Source organism: Sutcliffiella halmapala, assembly GCF_002019665.1.
Classification (GTDB): domain Bacteria; phylum Bacillota; class Bacilli; order Bacillales; family Bacillaceae_I; genus Sutcliffiella_A; species Sutcliffiella_A halmapala.
The window spans coordinates 4,476,502-4,491,440 of record NZ_KV917375.1; the positions used below are offsets into that span (position 1 = coordinate 4,476,502).

A 14,939-nucleotide genomic window follows, 5' to 3' on the forward strand; every position below is an offset into this window, starting at 1 on the left:
CCATTTTATTTAAACTAACGACACTGGGTTCGCTGATTTTTTTGTTTCTCCTAAAAACTGAACTTCTAACTGAAATTAGTTGATCTTACTTTTTTGATGCGTGTACCAATTAAAGATTTCATGCCCATCTTGCCTCTCGACATCCGCAACCCGGAAATTCTTGGAAGATATACTCGATTTTATTGCAGCATTGATGGTTTGCAAAGCCTGCCGACGTTGAAATCTAGATTCCTTCCATTCAAAAGACTGCACTCGCTTTTTATGAATCATCACGATATTTTTGTTTACGAACCGATAGGATAATTGCAATTGTGATCCAGTAATATCCCAACCACCAGCTTTAAATTGCCCATATGCTAAAGCTATAGCAATCCCCACTAGAATAAAGGAAAAAGATCCATACGGTTGAAAAAGGTATGTCACTGTTGACGACACTAAGATAGCAGGCACCACTAGCCTTAACATATAGCGAATCAAGGATCGTTTTGGCAATACATGAGTCAATTGTTGCATGCTATATGCAGGTGTAAATTCTTTCATCAACCTTTTTATTTCCTTCATTTTCACTAACGGAAATAGAATAGTCGCAAAATCCGCTTCTTTCCCACCGGCACCCCCAGCAATTTCCACATAGACAGTAGCCAGTCCAAACGGCTGTCTTAATAGATTTTGGGAGATGCGAATCGCTTGAATTCTCGCTAGCGGAATAGTCAGTTGTCTCTTTTCAATAATGCCGCGGGAAATCAACAACTCGTCTCCTTGTTTAACAACAGTAAAATTCCCATACTTAAACATTGTCATCGCAATGGAAATAAGCCAAGACAATAAAAGGACCAGAAATACAATGGAAGCTATAAAATATACACTTGTTTGTAGAACAAGCCCGAAACGATCTACTACATCCTCATACGGAATAAACTGGTCAAATTGCGAAGCAAACGCAACTACAGCGGATAATACGACTCCAATTCCACCAGAGGTTGTCCCAACGACAAATAAATACTTCCAAGAAATCGTATAGGTTGGTCTCACTTCATCTTTTTCTTTAGAAATAATGCGCTCATCTATCATCGTGTCTTGCTCTACCTCAGAAAGAACAGATGCTTCCTTATACAGCAGGGCATTTCTTAGACGTTGCGCCTCATCTTTTGTAACAGCCGATAACACCGCTTCTGCCTCTGTTCCTCCACCAGCGGTCTCAACCTGAACCTTAACCAGTCCAAATATCCGCTGAATAATACCTTCAGATGTATCGATAGTTTGGATTCTCTCCTGCGGAATAAAACGTCGTTTCTTTACAAAAACACCACTTTCTATCCGCAATTCCTCTTCTTCAATCCAATAGTAAAAGCGATACCAAACTGCAACGCTGTATCCAATCAAAGCGGTTACAAGAACCAATAAGGCACCATAAAAAATAAAACTAAAGATACCACCGTCTCTAAAACCAACAACGACAAAAATGATTAATGGGAAAAAGAACTCTCGCAAATGTTTTAAAACGGTTACCACAATGGATGCTGGATGTAATCTAGTACGTTCATACATCATCTTCGGACACCCTTGCTAATTTTGAAATGTAATCCCTTAATTGATCCGCCTGCTCTGCATCCAATGCCGGTATTTCATGAACTGTAGCAGCTGTGGAAATGATAACGGTCGATAAATGATACCGTTGCAAAATAGGACCTTGCTTCGTATCGACGTGTTGTACTCTAACCATCGGTACAAGTGTACGTTTTTTAATAAATATTCCGCGTTGTATATCAATTTCATGCTCATGCACTTCAAATCGCCAACGCTTCCACTGCATCGCAGGTACAATAAAAATAGACATAATAATCATCACTACAACCAATGAAATTGCAAGAGCAATGACCCACCATGGTATGTCAAAAAATCTTTGAACAAACCAAAATGCTCCTAACATCGCTAAGTAGAAAAGGGCATTTAAGCCAGCTGATATTCTCCATACAGATAATGCTTTTCGATCAATCCGTTGTCTAGGCTCAGGCCTCATTCTTTTCCCCTCCAGTATTCTCCCTATTCGCTTTATATGTAATTTTGTCCACAATAATAATTTCAGCTGCAACTCTTCACCCAGAGGCTTGCGCTTTTATTAGTATACTATGTATAGAGAGAATATGGAAAAATTTAATGAATAATAAAGGAAGCTCCATCCACTATTTCTATTTCACCCACCGCCTGCAAATCGCTCATTAATCGAAACAACGCCCCATCCTTTTTCTTCGCTTCAATCATGCAATGAATTTCAGCCACACTACCTTTAACCTTCGATAAAAAATCTATAAACATGTTCGAATCAATATAATCAGCGTGCGCACGGAAATTCTTCCCCTCTCTCGGACTTGAAATGTGCATTTTAATCGGCAAGGGAGAATACTCCCAGGTATTCACAACTCTACTCCAATCCTCTTCCCATTTTTCATTATTAAAATAAGCAAGGTGGTGATGATAATCAAACACTAACGGCACATTTAACTTTTCGCACACATATAAGGCATCCTGTAAATGAAACGTAGTATCATCATTTTCTAAAATTAACATCTCTTGTAAAGCTTGAGGAACAAGGGCATAGTTATGAATAAATTGCTCTAACGCTAATTCTTTATCTCCGTATCCACCACCGATATGAAGTACACAACGATGCTTTTGAGGAATACCCATCCCCATTAAAATAGAACGATGCATACTCAATGTTTTGATGGATTGATTTAAAATATCTTTATCTTTTGAGTTCAACAATACAAAATGATTCGGATGAAAGTCCACCCTCATAGGATTTTCTTTAATATAAGCTCCAATTTCTTGAAGAATACCTTTTAGTGGTCGCATATACTTCCAATCCTTTAACTCCTCATGGTCGGCAAGCGGTATTAACTTAGAACTAAATCTAAAAAAACGAATATCATTGGCAATATTATGGCGAAGTAAACGCAAGCAGTTTTCCAAATTCGTTACTGCAATTCGTTCTAACTTATCAATGGCCGCTTCTCTATTTTTAATCTTATTAAATTGAGCAAGCGTCATCGTTTGAGATGGAGAAGCATTAGCTAATTGAATACTCATTGCCACATACCCTAACTTCACAAGAGTCATTTTGTTTCGTCCCCTTCCTCATTTATTTAGAAGTAGTATGCCCTTTTTAAAAGAAGCTCTTCTAATATAACTTCATTTCTGGGTTTTCTTAAAAACGGACTACGTTGATTGGAGAGGCGGGCGCCTGAAACAGAGTTACGGGGTTGGGACACCTTGGGGCTACTTAAATTAGAGGTCCTGCTTTTCCTTTCTTTCAAAATCCATGACCACAGACTCTCACTCTGAGGTAAATTACACGTTCAGTTTATAAACAAAGGTTATGTTCAGGGCAGTCTAAAATAAAATAAAAAAAAGCAAAAGAGATATCTCCTTTGCTTTTTATCAATCTATATAGTCAATTATACGCGTTCTTTACGAGAAGAGCGCTGGAAGCCTTGACGTTTTGAATTAGAACCAGATCCAGAACCTGATCCAGATTTGTTGTTAGGACGCTTCGACCAGTTGCTTCCTTTGCCTTGCCCACCTTGTTTAGAACGATTGCGGTCACCGCCACCACCACGGTTTCCACCACGGTCTCTTCTAGAGTGAAGAGGCGCTTCGTCTGTTAAACGGATTGGTGTTTCATCCGGCTCTTTTGTGAACAATTTTAAAGCTGCAGATACAAGTGTTATTGCATCATGGTCTTCTAATAATTGTTCAGCTGCATTACGGTAGAAACCAAGGTTTTCAGCTTCTACAGCTTGCGTTAATTTTTCCATGGACATTTTTTGTTGGCCTTCTAACGCTTCATCTAGCGTAGGGGCTTTCATACGATCCATTTTACGTTTTGTAACTTTTTCTACATGGTGTAGGTAGCTAACTTCACGAGGGCTAACGAAAGTAATCGCTAAACCGCTTTTACCTGCACGACCTGTACGTCCAATACGGTGAACATAGCTTTCAGGATCTTGAGGAATATCAAAGTTATAAACATGTGTTACACCAGAAATATCTAACCCACGAGCTGCAACATCTGTTGCTACTAGAACTTCAATAGCTCCTTCTTTAAACTTACGAAGAACAGACATACGCTTCGCTTGAGAAAGATCTCCATGAATACCTTCTGCAGAGTATCCACGTACATTTAGAGCATCAGATAATTCATCTACACGACGCTTTGTACGACCAAAAATAATCGCAAGCTCTGGAGATTGAATATCTAAAAGACGAGTTAATGTATCGAATTTTTTCTTTTCAGGAACTTCTACATAGAATTGTTGGATATTAGAAACTGTTACTTCCTTAGTCTTAACTTTAACACTTACCGGCTCGCTCATGAAACGCTCTGCAATTGCACGGATTGGTGCTGGCATTGTTGCTGAGAAAAGTAAAGTTTGTTTTTTCGCTGGAGTTTCTGCTAAGATTTTTTCGATATCTTCAATGAATCCCATGTTCAGCATTTCATCTGCTTCATCAAGAACCACTGTGTTTACTCCTTGAAGACGAAGTGTTTTTCTATTGATGTGGTCTAATAAACGACCTGGAGTTCCTACTACGATATGAGGGTTCTTTTTCAATGAACGGATTTGTCTGCTGATGTCTTGACCACCAAATACAGATAAAACACGTGCACGTTTATGGTAAGAAGCTTTGTAAATTTCCTCAGCAACTTGAATAGCTAATTCACGAGTTGGTGCGATTACGATACCTTGGATAGAATCGTTTTTCACATCCACATTTTCAAGTAATGGTAAACCAAACGCAATAGTTTTACCTGTTCCCGTTTGTGCTTGACCGATTACGTCTTTTCCTTCTAATGCAACAGGAATCGTTTCCGATTGGATTGGGGTAGCTTCTTCAAACCCCATTCTGTTGATTGATTGCATAAGTTCTTCTGATAAACCTAAATCTTTAAAAAACGCCAAATTATTCCTACTCCTTTATCTATACAAATTAATAAATTAGGCAGACGTCAAAGCGCTAGCCTAATCCTTATAAGTAGACATTATTAAACACATTAACTGTTATCATAACACTTCAGCTAATAAATAGCAATAAACGTTAATGCCAACTTATAGGAGATTCCTCTTCAGTTACTGTTCTTTTTCCATAAGAACACCGTGCATTTTATAAATCGTTTTTGTTCTGAGACGATCTCTTTCTTTTATTAAGCATACGTTGCTTTTCTACATTTCACAAGCATTTTTGCATTTTGGCTATTCTGAAAATACGATGGCCTCTTTAAACACCCTGTTGTTTTCCGTGCCAGGTGGCAGCGATCGCGGTCGGTCCGGGAGCCCCCTCGGCGAAGGCGCCTGTGGTTTCTCCCTCGGCTCGCATTTCCTGCAGGAGTCTCGCACCTTGCACTACAATCATCAGGGGGAACGGGGATACTTAATGGTCCACTTTTCATCATCCATGGTGCAAATTTTGTTTGCATTGAGATTTTTCACTTAAATGGATTTAAAATGTCAAGTTGTGCAGCAACAGGTTTTTCATTCTGTTTACTTCTATTTTTCTCTTTTGGCACTGTTTGTATTCAATGGTTTATTACCGAATATAACTTTTATATTGGAACTTTTTAAAGTCACAATACCAAATGTTGATGCTTTATTTCCACCGTTGTTTTTAAAGAAGTTATACATCTTCAGATTCGATTTCAAATAATTGGAATAGCCCTATAAATTTTCAGATAAAAGGACCGATGTTCCTCATTTTACTCTATTCCTTGTACAACCTCTTCTAGTTTCATTCCACGTGAACCTTTTACAACAACGACATCATTCGGTTGAATGATACCAAGCAAGTCATTAATCAGTTCCTTTTTATCCATATACGCTTTTACTTTAAGTGGACCTAAAGCCTCAATAGCTCCCTTAGCAATTTCATTCCCCAAATCTCCATACGTGTAAACATAATCAATATTCTTTTCTTGAATATACTTCCCAACTTCTTGGTGATAAGACTTCTCTTGATCACCTAATTCCAACATATCTCCTAGAACAGCAATTTTCTTTTCAAAACCAGTTAAGCTACCAAGCAAATCTATAGCTGCACGCATCGATGTAGGACTTGCGTTATAAGCATCATTAATAATGGTCCATCCACCTTTGGCTTCCACTATTTCATTTCTCATGGCTGTTAAGGTTACTTTTTCTAACCCTTTTTTCCTATTTTCCTGATTTACCCCAAAAACATCTCCTACCACTATAGCTGCTAGGGCATTAGTCACGTTATGCGTACCTAAAACAGGAATCATGTAAGCAGTTTCTTCTATTATAAAATGTGTCCCATTTCCCTTTAATAAAACATCTTTCGCAACATAATCATTTTCGTCACTTAATCCAAAAGTAATCACGTCACACATTATATTACTTAGTTTGTTCCGTAGAAGGGGTTCATCACCATTGATAATCAATTTCCCACCTTGCTTAATTCCTGCTGCAATTTCTAGTTTAGCCTCTGCTATCCCTTCTCTAGAACCTAGTTCTTGCATATGAGATTCACCAATATTGGTAATAATGGCTGCGTCAGGTTTCGCAATTTGAGATAATAACTCTATTTCTCCTCGTCCACTCATTCCCATCTCCAGTACTGCTACTTCAGTGTCTTCTTCCATAGACAATATTGTTAGCGGCAAACCAATGTGATTGTTATAGTTTCCTGCTGTTTTATGTACTTTAAATGTCGTTTGCAAAAGAGAGGTAACCATATCTTTTGTTGTCGTTTTTCCATTACTACCTGTTATTCCAATTACTTTCATACCAATTTGATCGCGGTAACTTCCTGCTAAATGCTGCAGTGCTACTATCGTGTCTTCTACAAAAATCAACTTTACTCCTGCTGGTGGTTCTGGTTGATCCTTCTGCCAGAGAGAAGCGACTGCGCCTTTTTCTATGATTGCTTGTTTAACAAATTGATGACCGTTAAAATTCTCTCCAATTATCGGAATATATAGCTTGCCACTCATGTCTTCTCTTGTATCTTTTGCAACACCCTCAACAATAATTGCATGATGCTCAGGCGATATCACCTCGCCTTTTGTCATTTCTTGAATTTCTTTCAGCGTTCTTCTAATCAACTTTCTTCACTCTCCTCGTCACTCTGGCATAGAGAAGGGGCTGACACCCTCGTTTTAATTTCTAAAACAGTAAATGTCATCCCCTACCTGTATACTTAAAATGTGTGTTTGATTTTTTGTTTTTCCGCATGTCTTTCTTGAGCATACTTTACAAGCTTTTCTATTAATTCTGGATAAGATACATCTGTATGCTGCCATAAGAGTGGAAACATACTAAATGGAGTAAAGCCAGGCATAGTATTTACTTCATTGATGTAAAGCTTTCCTTCTTTCGTTAAGAAAAAGTCAGCACGTACTAATCCAGAGCTATCAATTGCTTTAAAAGCTGTGATTGCCATTTCCCTTACTTGCTCATAAATGCCTTCCTCAACTTCTGCAGGGATAATCATTGCTGTATCCCCATCTTCGTACTTGGCTTTGTAATCGTAGAACTCTTTCTTAGGAGCAATTTCACCAACTACCGAGCATTCCGGATTGTCATTTCCAAGTACTCCGATTTCTATTTCTCGAGCGCCCTCTAGTCCTTGCTCGACAATTATTTTACGGTCATATGCAAATGCCTCACGGAAAGCAGTTGCTAACTCTTCACGGTTTTTACATTTGCTGATTCCGACACTTGATCCTAAGTTAGCCGGCTTTACGAAACAAGGAAACCCTAGCTCTTCTTCTACTTTCACGTATGTTGCATCAGCTGCTTTTTCCCATTCAGAACGCAAGAAATGGACATACCCTACCTGCGGAAGACCTGCTTGAGCGAATAGATTTTTCATAATGACTTTATCCATACCAGCCGAGGAAGCCAATACACCATTCCCAACGTACGGTAGGTTTAATAGTTCTAACATCCCCTGCACCGTTCCATCTTCTCCATTAGGCCCGTGTAAAAGTGGAAACACCACCGTCTCCTGTTGTAAACCTTTTTCAGCGGAAGGTAAAGCTAATGGTGCAATAGTTGTTCCACCATCTTCTAATTTTAATTGTTGTACATTTTCAGCTGGGCCGGATAGTAAATCACCACTTCTCCACTCGCCCTGTTCGGTTATGTATAATGGATAAACATCGAATTTTTCTGTATCTAATGCTTTTGTAACCGCAAGTGCAGTTTGTAATGACACTTGGTGTTCTGCTGATTTTCCACCATACAATAAGTGTAATTTCGTTTTCATTTTGCTCCCCCTTACGTGAGTCATCAAATATATTTTTAGTGATAGATTATATATCCCTTAATTGTTCTATTATAGCACTTACATATAAGAATTCGAAACTGGTTGAGTTATTTAAGTACGTTAGAAAAAAATCTTTTCCTAATATATGAGTCCCTTTCCACCTACATGTTAAAGACAAACTTAATTGTCTCGTTTTAATTCGACAAAATGCTTACCCGGGAAATAAATTTGTGGAAATGAGTCGTAATTTATAAGATGACCTCTTTGAATACCCTGATGATTTTCCGCGCTAGTTGAAAGTCAACAATAAGTATTAACGATGCATGTTTATAAAATTAAGAAGAAAAAGAGAGCTTTGGGGGCTCTCTTCTTACCATGTGATTTTACTTGCTGTTATTTGTTTTGGGGAAATTGCATATAAATGATCATTTATTTGAATGACTCGTTGTATCGAATTCTCCCAATCCTCATAAGGTGTATTTTCCTTTTGGTGAGTCATTTTTGTATGAAGTGTAAAACCTTTATCTAGATCGATTCCGTATACAAGGGCACCTTCAAATTCAAAGCGGTAATCGTGTTTATCTTTTTCTGAATAGACAACGATAGGAAAAGCGAATATATCTTTTTCTTTATTAGATAAAAGCGCTTTGTGATCATGATTTAGTGGAGAGTAAGTTGCTTGACCGCCAATTATTTCTGTGAATTTCTCTAGCGGATTGGTTGGGTCACTGACATCGAATAAGGAAATTTTCACTCCATTGGTTACAACCCTTGTTCCAAATTGGTCTTTCTCTACCTTAGTATCCTGGCCGAAGCCGATAAGATGATTTTCATCATATGGATGAAGATAACTACTAAATCCAGGTATCTTAAGCTCCCCAAGAACCTTAGGATCGTTAGGATTACTTAGGTCAAACACAAAGAGCGGGTCTACTTCTTTAAAAGTAACAACATAGGCTTTCTCTTGCATAAAGCGCACGGAATAAATTCGTTCCCCACGTGCTAGTCCCTCCACACTACTTACTACATTTAACTGCTCATCCATGATAAAAAGATTGTTGCTAGAAGGAGATTGTTCATCCCAAGCTTGACCTTTTGTAGCTGCCACTCGGAAATAACCATTATACTCATCCATGGAAAATTGATTAAGCAAATATCCAGGGATGGAACCTGTACCGCTATACTCTACATGAAGGCCATCTACAGAAAATTTATAGAAGTCGGTATTTTCGTTTGCAAACCAATTACGTCCATTGGAATGTGAGTAACTCGGAACGGCAACATATAGATTTTCTTTTGACATGTAGATTTGTTGTCCGCTTCCTAGATAGGTAAAAATCGTTGCATCATCAGTGGGATTCTTTAAATCAAAAGAAGCAATTGTCATGAAATTATCTTCTGATGAGTCTGGAAAATAACGAATGTCAGAGTAGTCAACACGTTTCATTGACTTCTCAGTTCCATCTGATTCCTCCGAATCTTCTAAAGTCTCTAATATTCTTGGACGAAGATCAACTTCCGGATTCTCTTGTAGCAGCCAATAGTTTGGATATTGATTTGAAATAATATAAACATGTTCTTCTATTTTTCGACTAGACACATAACTCCCTTCTAAGGTAAGTGTTTTTTCCACAACTGGATTAGTACGGTCGGAAATATCATACACAATTACTCTCGTCGCATCGTACATAGGCATGATAAAGGAGCGGTCTTGCCCCTCCTGATAGGGTTCATATGTTTCTTTCCAATAATGGCCGATTAATACAAGTTGATCTTCATCGACAAACATTTGAAAAGGGGCAAAATCTTTGTAGTTAATTTCCGCGACAGTTTCCATCTCATCTACTGGTAAAGCCTTTGTTATTTTCAGCTTATGATCTATTGCTTGAAAAATATATTCTCCATCGTTTTTTACGATATCTGCTTCATCCACACCTTGCACTTGCACATTTGTTTCGGAAAAACTGGAACTCTCTTTACTACCACTTGAGCTATCTGCTACTGTAGAACTCTCTGCCTCTGCATTATCAGAGTCCTCCATTACCTCACTGGAAAAGCGCCCACTTCGTCCGAATTGATTCTCTACTTTGACTAATCTATCATTGAACAACTTATTAAGCTCTTTTTTTGAACTGATAGTAGGTAAATCTTCTTTTGCATGGAATTTAAATTTCTCTCCACTTTGTAGGGTTCTCCCATCAATCGATTCAATAGCAGTGCCAACATGTAGTTCAAATGGAGATTTATTAGGGGGGTAGCCTTCCTCGGGAGGGATGACTAGCACGTTATCTCCGGCGAAAGAAAGCGAAATTGCAACTCTTTCCCCATCTTTGTTTGTTACATAAATGGTATCCTCGGTGACACTTTCCTTTTTGAATTCTTCAGAAAATGATAGTACCCACTTTTTATTCGATAAGACTGTATACATTTTACTCGAGTCGACTGTGCTATTTACGACAAATGGGTGATAATTGAACTGAATTATTCCAATTAGGATAGCTAAACTCGATAGCAAAAGCACAAAAATAATTGCCCTCTTTTTCATCTGTCATCCCCCTTTTAATCAGTTAGACGAGGGCATTTGTAAAAAGTTGCAAGTCATAACAATAATTTTCAATAACGAGAAAAAACCATGTTTTCGCACTTAATAAGCACGAGAGAACATGGATTTTTCCTTTCAATTATTAGACAGCTTTTATTCCTGCTATTAACTTTTCTAATCCGTATCTATGGACAAACTTTCCAAACTGTTCACGCTTTTTTCCATTAGAAGCATACGTATCAATTAAATAATCGATCATCATATATAACTCAGCTTCCGTAACTTCTTTTGCAAATAAATCTCCCGTTTTTGCATCCAACCCTTTTGCCTTACCACCTACATATAAATCATAGCGGTCATTATGCCGCTTTATGACACCAATATCATTCACTAAAGGCTCACCACAGGCAGTAGGACATCCCGTATAGGCTGGTCTTAATGTGAAGGGTACTGCTTTGCCAGCGATAAGCCGGTTTATTTCCTTGGCTACTGGCATTCCTTCCTCTAGTTCACCCTTGCAAAAGTTACAGGTACGTAAGCTTTTCACAAAGTTTCCTACAGGATAGTGCGCCAACCCTACTCGTTCAAAAGCTAACTTCGCTTCTTCTAATTTACTCGCTGGTATATCTATATATAGTTGTTGAAAGGTGGTAACTTCCAGTTCATCCTCTTCATTCATGTACTGTGCAAGAACGAGTAACTGCTTGCTGGTTAGTTTTGAACCGAATCCGATACCACCATTAATCGCAAGCTTTATCGTTTTCTCCCCTACCATCTTCATACCCCTTTTATTCGGTTATTTCTATTACATATGGAAAAGCATATACCTTACCCTCTAGTTTAAATTCAGCCCAAAGCTTATACATCCCAGGCTCGCTAAAATGCGCCTCAAATACTGGTTTCTCATCACTTGCAGGATGAACATGGATAAATTGGTCTAATTCCTCATTCACAATAACGACATGACCTAGTGCGCCGAGATAGTTTTCTGGTGTCGCACCCTCAATTTCAAATGATAGAACAACATTCTTTTTCATCGAAAAACTTGCAACGTCTAAAGTCACTAGGTATTCATCAATCTCTTTCTGCCAATTAGTTTCAGGCTTGAGGTGCACATGCTCACCACCGTGCTCTTCATGCCCACCGATCATTACAGGCTTTGGCTCAACCATGTATTCTAAATTACTAGGCTTGATATCTACAAATGCCTGGTACATTCCATCCTCCAAGTCTGCTTGAACCGTGAATTCCCCTGGTCCTTGCTTTTCTGGGTGGAGATGGTAGAAATTCTCCAAATCTTCACTAATAACGATCAAATGCAATAATTTCTCATGATTTACCTCTAGTTCATCCATCGGTTTACCTTGTTTATCCTCTAAAGAAACCGTGATTACTCCATCCTTTAACTCTACATTGGTTGTCACTTCACTAGCTGATTCACCATCATGCTCTCCGTGGTTTCCATGCTCATTATTTTTCTCATCTTCTTCATGAGCATGATTTCCTGTTTCAGATTGATGCTCCTCATGATCAGCTGTATTATCCCCTATGAAAAAGGAATAAACTGTGTAAGCTCCAACAACGATTAACAAATATAGGAGAGCAGAAAATATCCATTTTTTCATACTAATTCACCTCTTTAAAATTTAATTCTTTGTAATCGTAAAGCGTTTAAGACAACGGAAACTGAGCTAAATGCCATCGCTGCCCCTGCTACCCATGGTGCTAAGAAACCGAGAGCCGCAATAGGAATCCCCATGGAATTGTAAGCAAATGCCCAGAATAGATTTTGCTTAATATTTTTTATTGTTTTTTTACTCATTGTAATCGCGTCAGCAATACTGTTAAGATCGCCTCGCATTAAGGTAATGTCGGCTGCTTCCATCGCTACATCTGTACCAGTTCCGATTGCCATTCCGATATCTGCTGTTACAAGAGCAGGAGCATCATTAATTCCATCTCCCACCATTGCTACCTTTTTTCCTTCAGCTTGAAGTCTAGCTATTTCATCTGCTTTTTGTTCGGGAAGAACTTCCGCTATGACTTGGTCGATTCCAGCTAGACTTGCTATAGCTTGTGCTGTACGCTCATTATCACCAGTCATCATTACTACTTCTAAACCCATATCCTTCAGGCGTTTAATCGCAGCAGCCGAGGTACTCTTGATGGTATCAGCAACCGCTATAATCCCTTTGTATTCTTGATTAATCGCGATCATCATCGCAGTTTTCCCATCAGATTCAAGCGCTTGGATTGTTGCTTCTGCCTGCTCTAAGTCGATTTCATACTTCTTCATTAATTTCCGAGTTCCTACCGCTACTTTTTTCTCATTTACAATAGCTTCAATTCCATAACCAGGAATCGCTTCAAAGGACGAAACTTCACCAAGCTCGACCCCTTTTTCTTTTATTCCCTCAACGATTGCTTGGGCAAGTGGATGCTCAGATTGTTTTTCTGCAGTTCCTACTAAAAGTAACAGTTCATTCAACTCTGTTTCATCCGTTAAAAGCACATCTGTCAACACAGGCTTTCCGTTAGTAACAGTACCTGTTTTATCAAGAACCACTGTTGTTAATCGATGTGTTTGTTCTAGATGTTCGCCACCTTTAAAAAGAACTCCTAACTCAGCGGAACGTCCAGAACCTGCCATTATCGAAGTTGGAGTAGCAAGCCCTAGGGCACAAGGACAAGCAATCACAAGCACCGCAATAAGTTTTACTAACGCACCAGCAAAATTTCCTGGATCCACAATGAAAAACCAAACAAGAAATGTGAGAAGGGCAATAACAACAACAATTGGTACAAAAATACCTGAAATCTTATCTGCCAGCCTTTGGATTGGCGCCTTAGAACCCTGTGCTTGCTCAACTATTTTAATGATTTGTGCAAGAGCAGTCTCCCTACCAACCTTTGTTGCCTTAATCTTTAAAAAGCCATTCTTATTAATAGTTGAGCCGTATACAGCTTCACCAGTTTGTTTGTCAACTGGAATGCTTTCTCCAGTCAACATTGATTCATCAACAGCTGATTGTCCTTCCATAACCTCACCGTCTACAGGTATTTTCTCTCCTGGTTTCACGGAAAGGACATCTCCGACGATTACTTCTTCTAAAGGAACTTCCAGCTCTTTTCCATCACGTAATACTAAAGCAGTTTTTGCCTGTAAGCCCATCAGCTTTTTAATCGCCTCAGAGGAACGTCCCTTGGCTTTCACTTCAAAAAGTTTTCCTAAAATAATTAACGTGATAATAACAGCACTTGTTTCAAAATAAAGTTCTACCATATGTGAATTTGATCCAATAGACTCGATAGAAAGATAGATGCTATACACATAAGCTGCTGTTGTTCCTAAAGCAACGAGTACATCCATGTTTGCACTTTTGTTCTTCAGTGCCTTATAAGAACCTTTATAAAACTGCCATCCGATAAAAAACTGCACGGGGGTTGCTAGCGCCAATTGTACCCATGGATTCATTAGCATTTCTGGTAAATAGATAAAGGAAGTAAACGAAAAGTGACTTACCATAGCCCATAATAATGGCAGAGTTAAAATCAGAGAAAAAATAAATTTCCCTTGTTGTTTTTCAAGCTCCTTTTGACGGAAGTTTTCCGCTTTTTCATTTTTCTCTACCTTGACGGTTGCACCATATCCAGCTTTTTCAATTCGAGCAATAATATCAGAGGGGGTAAGCTTGGATGGGTTGTATTCAACGGACCCTGTTTCTAGTGCTAAATTAACCGTTGCCGTCTCGATTCCATCTAACTTATTTAATGCGCGTTCTATTCTATTGGAGCAGGCTGCACATGTCATTCCAGTGATGAGAAATTCTGCCTTTTCTTTTACCACATAGCCTAGATCCTGAATTTTTTTCTCGATTTCTTTTGGTGAAACAAGCTCTGGATTATAGGAAATAGATGCATTTTCTAGTGCAAGGTTCACATTAGCTGCTTCTATCCCAGGTAACTTATTTAAGCCTTTCTCAATCCTCGTAGAGCAAGCTGCACATGTCATCCCAACAATTTGAAGCTGTGTTTCTTTTGATTGTTTATTCATCTTTAGACCTCCTATATACCCAATAGGGGTATATTAAACTTGTAAGAAAACGTGCTT

10 protein-coding genes are annotated in these 14,939 nt (G+C 38.6%); all 10 read right to left on the reverse strand.

All coding sequences use genetic code 11. From position 1 onward, the window contains the following. Positions 1-75: 75 nt before the first annotated feature. The 10 genes from BK580_RS22055 to BK580_RS22100 all read right to left on the reverse strand — a co-directional run bounded on the left by BK580_RS22055 (position 76) and on the right by BK580_RS22100 (position 14,882). Positions 76-1,551, reverse strand: a complete 1,476-nt coding sequence (locus BK580_RS22055) for a PH domain-containing protein (protein ID WP_078382399.1) — start codon at positions 1,549-1,551, stop codon at positions 76-78. Next, positions 1,541-2,020, reverse strand: a complete 480-nt coding sequence (locus BK580_RS22060; RefSeq protein ID WP_078382400.1) for a PH domain-containing protein — start codon at positions 2,018-2,020, stop codon at positions 1,541-1,543. Before BK580_RS22060 ends, BK580_RS22055 begins: the two co-directional genes overlap by 11 nt. Before the next feature lie 134 nt (positions 2,021-2,154). Then, on the reverse strand, positions 2,155-3,120 hold the full coding sequence (gene uvsE, locus BK580_RS22065; RefSeq protein ID WP_078382401.1) for a UV DNA damage repair endonuclease UvsE: 966 nt from the start codon (positions 3,118-3,120) through the stop codon (positions 2,155-2,157). 338 nt (positions 3,121-3,458) lie between these two features. Continuing rightward, the gene (locus BK580_RS22070) at positions 3,459-4,964 is read right to left on the reverse strand and encodes a degradosome RNA helicase CshA (protein WP_328589081.1); all 1,506 of its coding nucleotides are present in this window, start codon (positions 4,962-4,964) and stop codon (positions 3,459-3,461) included. A gap of 791 nt (positions 4,965-5,755) precedes the next feature. After that, entirely contained in the window at positions 5,756-7,120 is a 1,365-nt protein-coding gene (locus BK580_RS22075) for a UDP-N-acetylmuramoyl-tripeptide--D-alanyl-D-alanine ligase (protein WP_078382402.1), read from the reverse strand. Positions 7,121-7,215: 95 nt separating this feature from the next. After that, a complete protein-coding gene (locus BK580_RS22080; RefSeq protein WP_078382403.1) occupies positions 7,216-8,286 on the reverse strand; it encodes a D-alanine--D-alanine ligase in 1,071 nt (356 codons plus the stop codon). A gap of 370 nt (positions 8,287-8,656) precedes the next feature. Further along, complete coding sequence (locus BK580_RS22085; protein WP_078382404.1) at positions 8,657-10,831, reverse strand: beta-propeller domain-containing protein; 2,175 nt, start codon at positions 10,829-10,831, stop codon at positions 8,657-8,659. A gap of 139 nt (positions 10,832-10,970) precedes the next feature. After that, positions 10,971-11,603: a nitrite reductase gene (locus tag BK580_RS22090; protein WP_078382405.1), complete on the reverse strand. Its 633-nt coding sequence runs from the start codon at positions 11,601-11,603 to the stop codon at positions 10,971-10,973. Positions 11,604-11,616: 13 nt separating this feature from the next. Beyond that, positions 11,617-12,453 (reverse strand): hypothetical protein, encoded by an 837-nt coding sequence (locus BK580_RS22095; protein ID WP_139364951.1) that lies wholly within the window; start codon positions 12,451-12,453, stop codon positions 11,617-11,619. 14 nt (positions 12,454-12,467) lie between these two features. Further along, positions 12,468-14,882: a heavy metal translocating P-type ATPase gene (locus tag BK580_RS22100; protein ID WP_078382406.1), complete on the reverse strand. Its 2,415-nt coding sequence runs from the start codon at positions 14,880-14,882 to the stop codon at positions 12,468-12,470. Positions 14,883-14,939 lie beyond the last annotated feature (57 nt).

Excerpts from the sequence above, each read along its gene's own strand:
- uvsE (WP_078382401.1), bottom strand. The coding sequence starts at position 3,120 with ATGACTCTTGTGAAGTTAGGGTATGTGGCAATGAGTATTCAATTAGCT.
- BK580_RS22100 (WP_078382406.1), bottom strand. The coding sequence starts at position 14,882 with ATGAATAAACAATCAAAAGAAACACAGCTTCAAATTGTTGGGATGACA.
- BK580_RS22085 (WP_078382404.1), bottom strand. The coding sequence starts at position 10,831 with ATGAAAAAGAGGGCAATTATTTTTGTGCTTTTGCTATCGAGTTTAGCT.
- BK580_RS22080 (WP_078382403.1), bottom strand. The coding sequence starts at position 8,286 with ATGAAAACGAAATTACACTTATTGTATGGTGGAAAATCAGCAGAACAC.
- BK580_RS22090 (WP_078382405.1), bottom strand. The coding sequence starts at position 11,603 with ATGGTAGGGGAGAAAACGATAAAGCTTGCGATTAATGGTGGTATCGGA.
- BK580_RS22060 (WP_078382400.1), bottom strand. The coding sequence starts at position 2,020 with ATGAGGCCTGAGCCTAGACAACGGATTGATCGAAAAGCATTATCTGTA.
- BK580_RS22095 (WP_139364951.1), bottom strand. The coding sequence starts at position 12,453 with ATGAAAAAATGGATATTTTCTGCTCTCCTATATTTGTTAATCGTTGTT.
- BK580_RS22055 (WP_078382399.1), bottom strand. The coding sequence starts at position 1,551 with ATGATGTATGAACGTACTAGATTACATCCAGCATCCATTGTGGTAACC.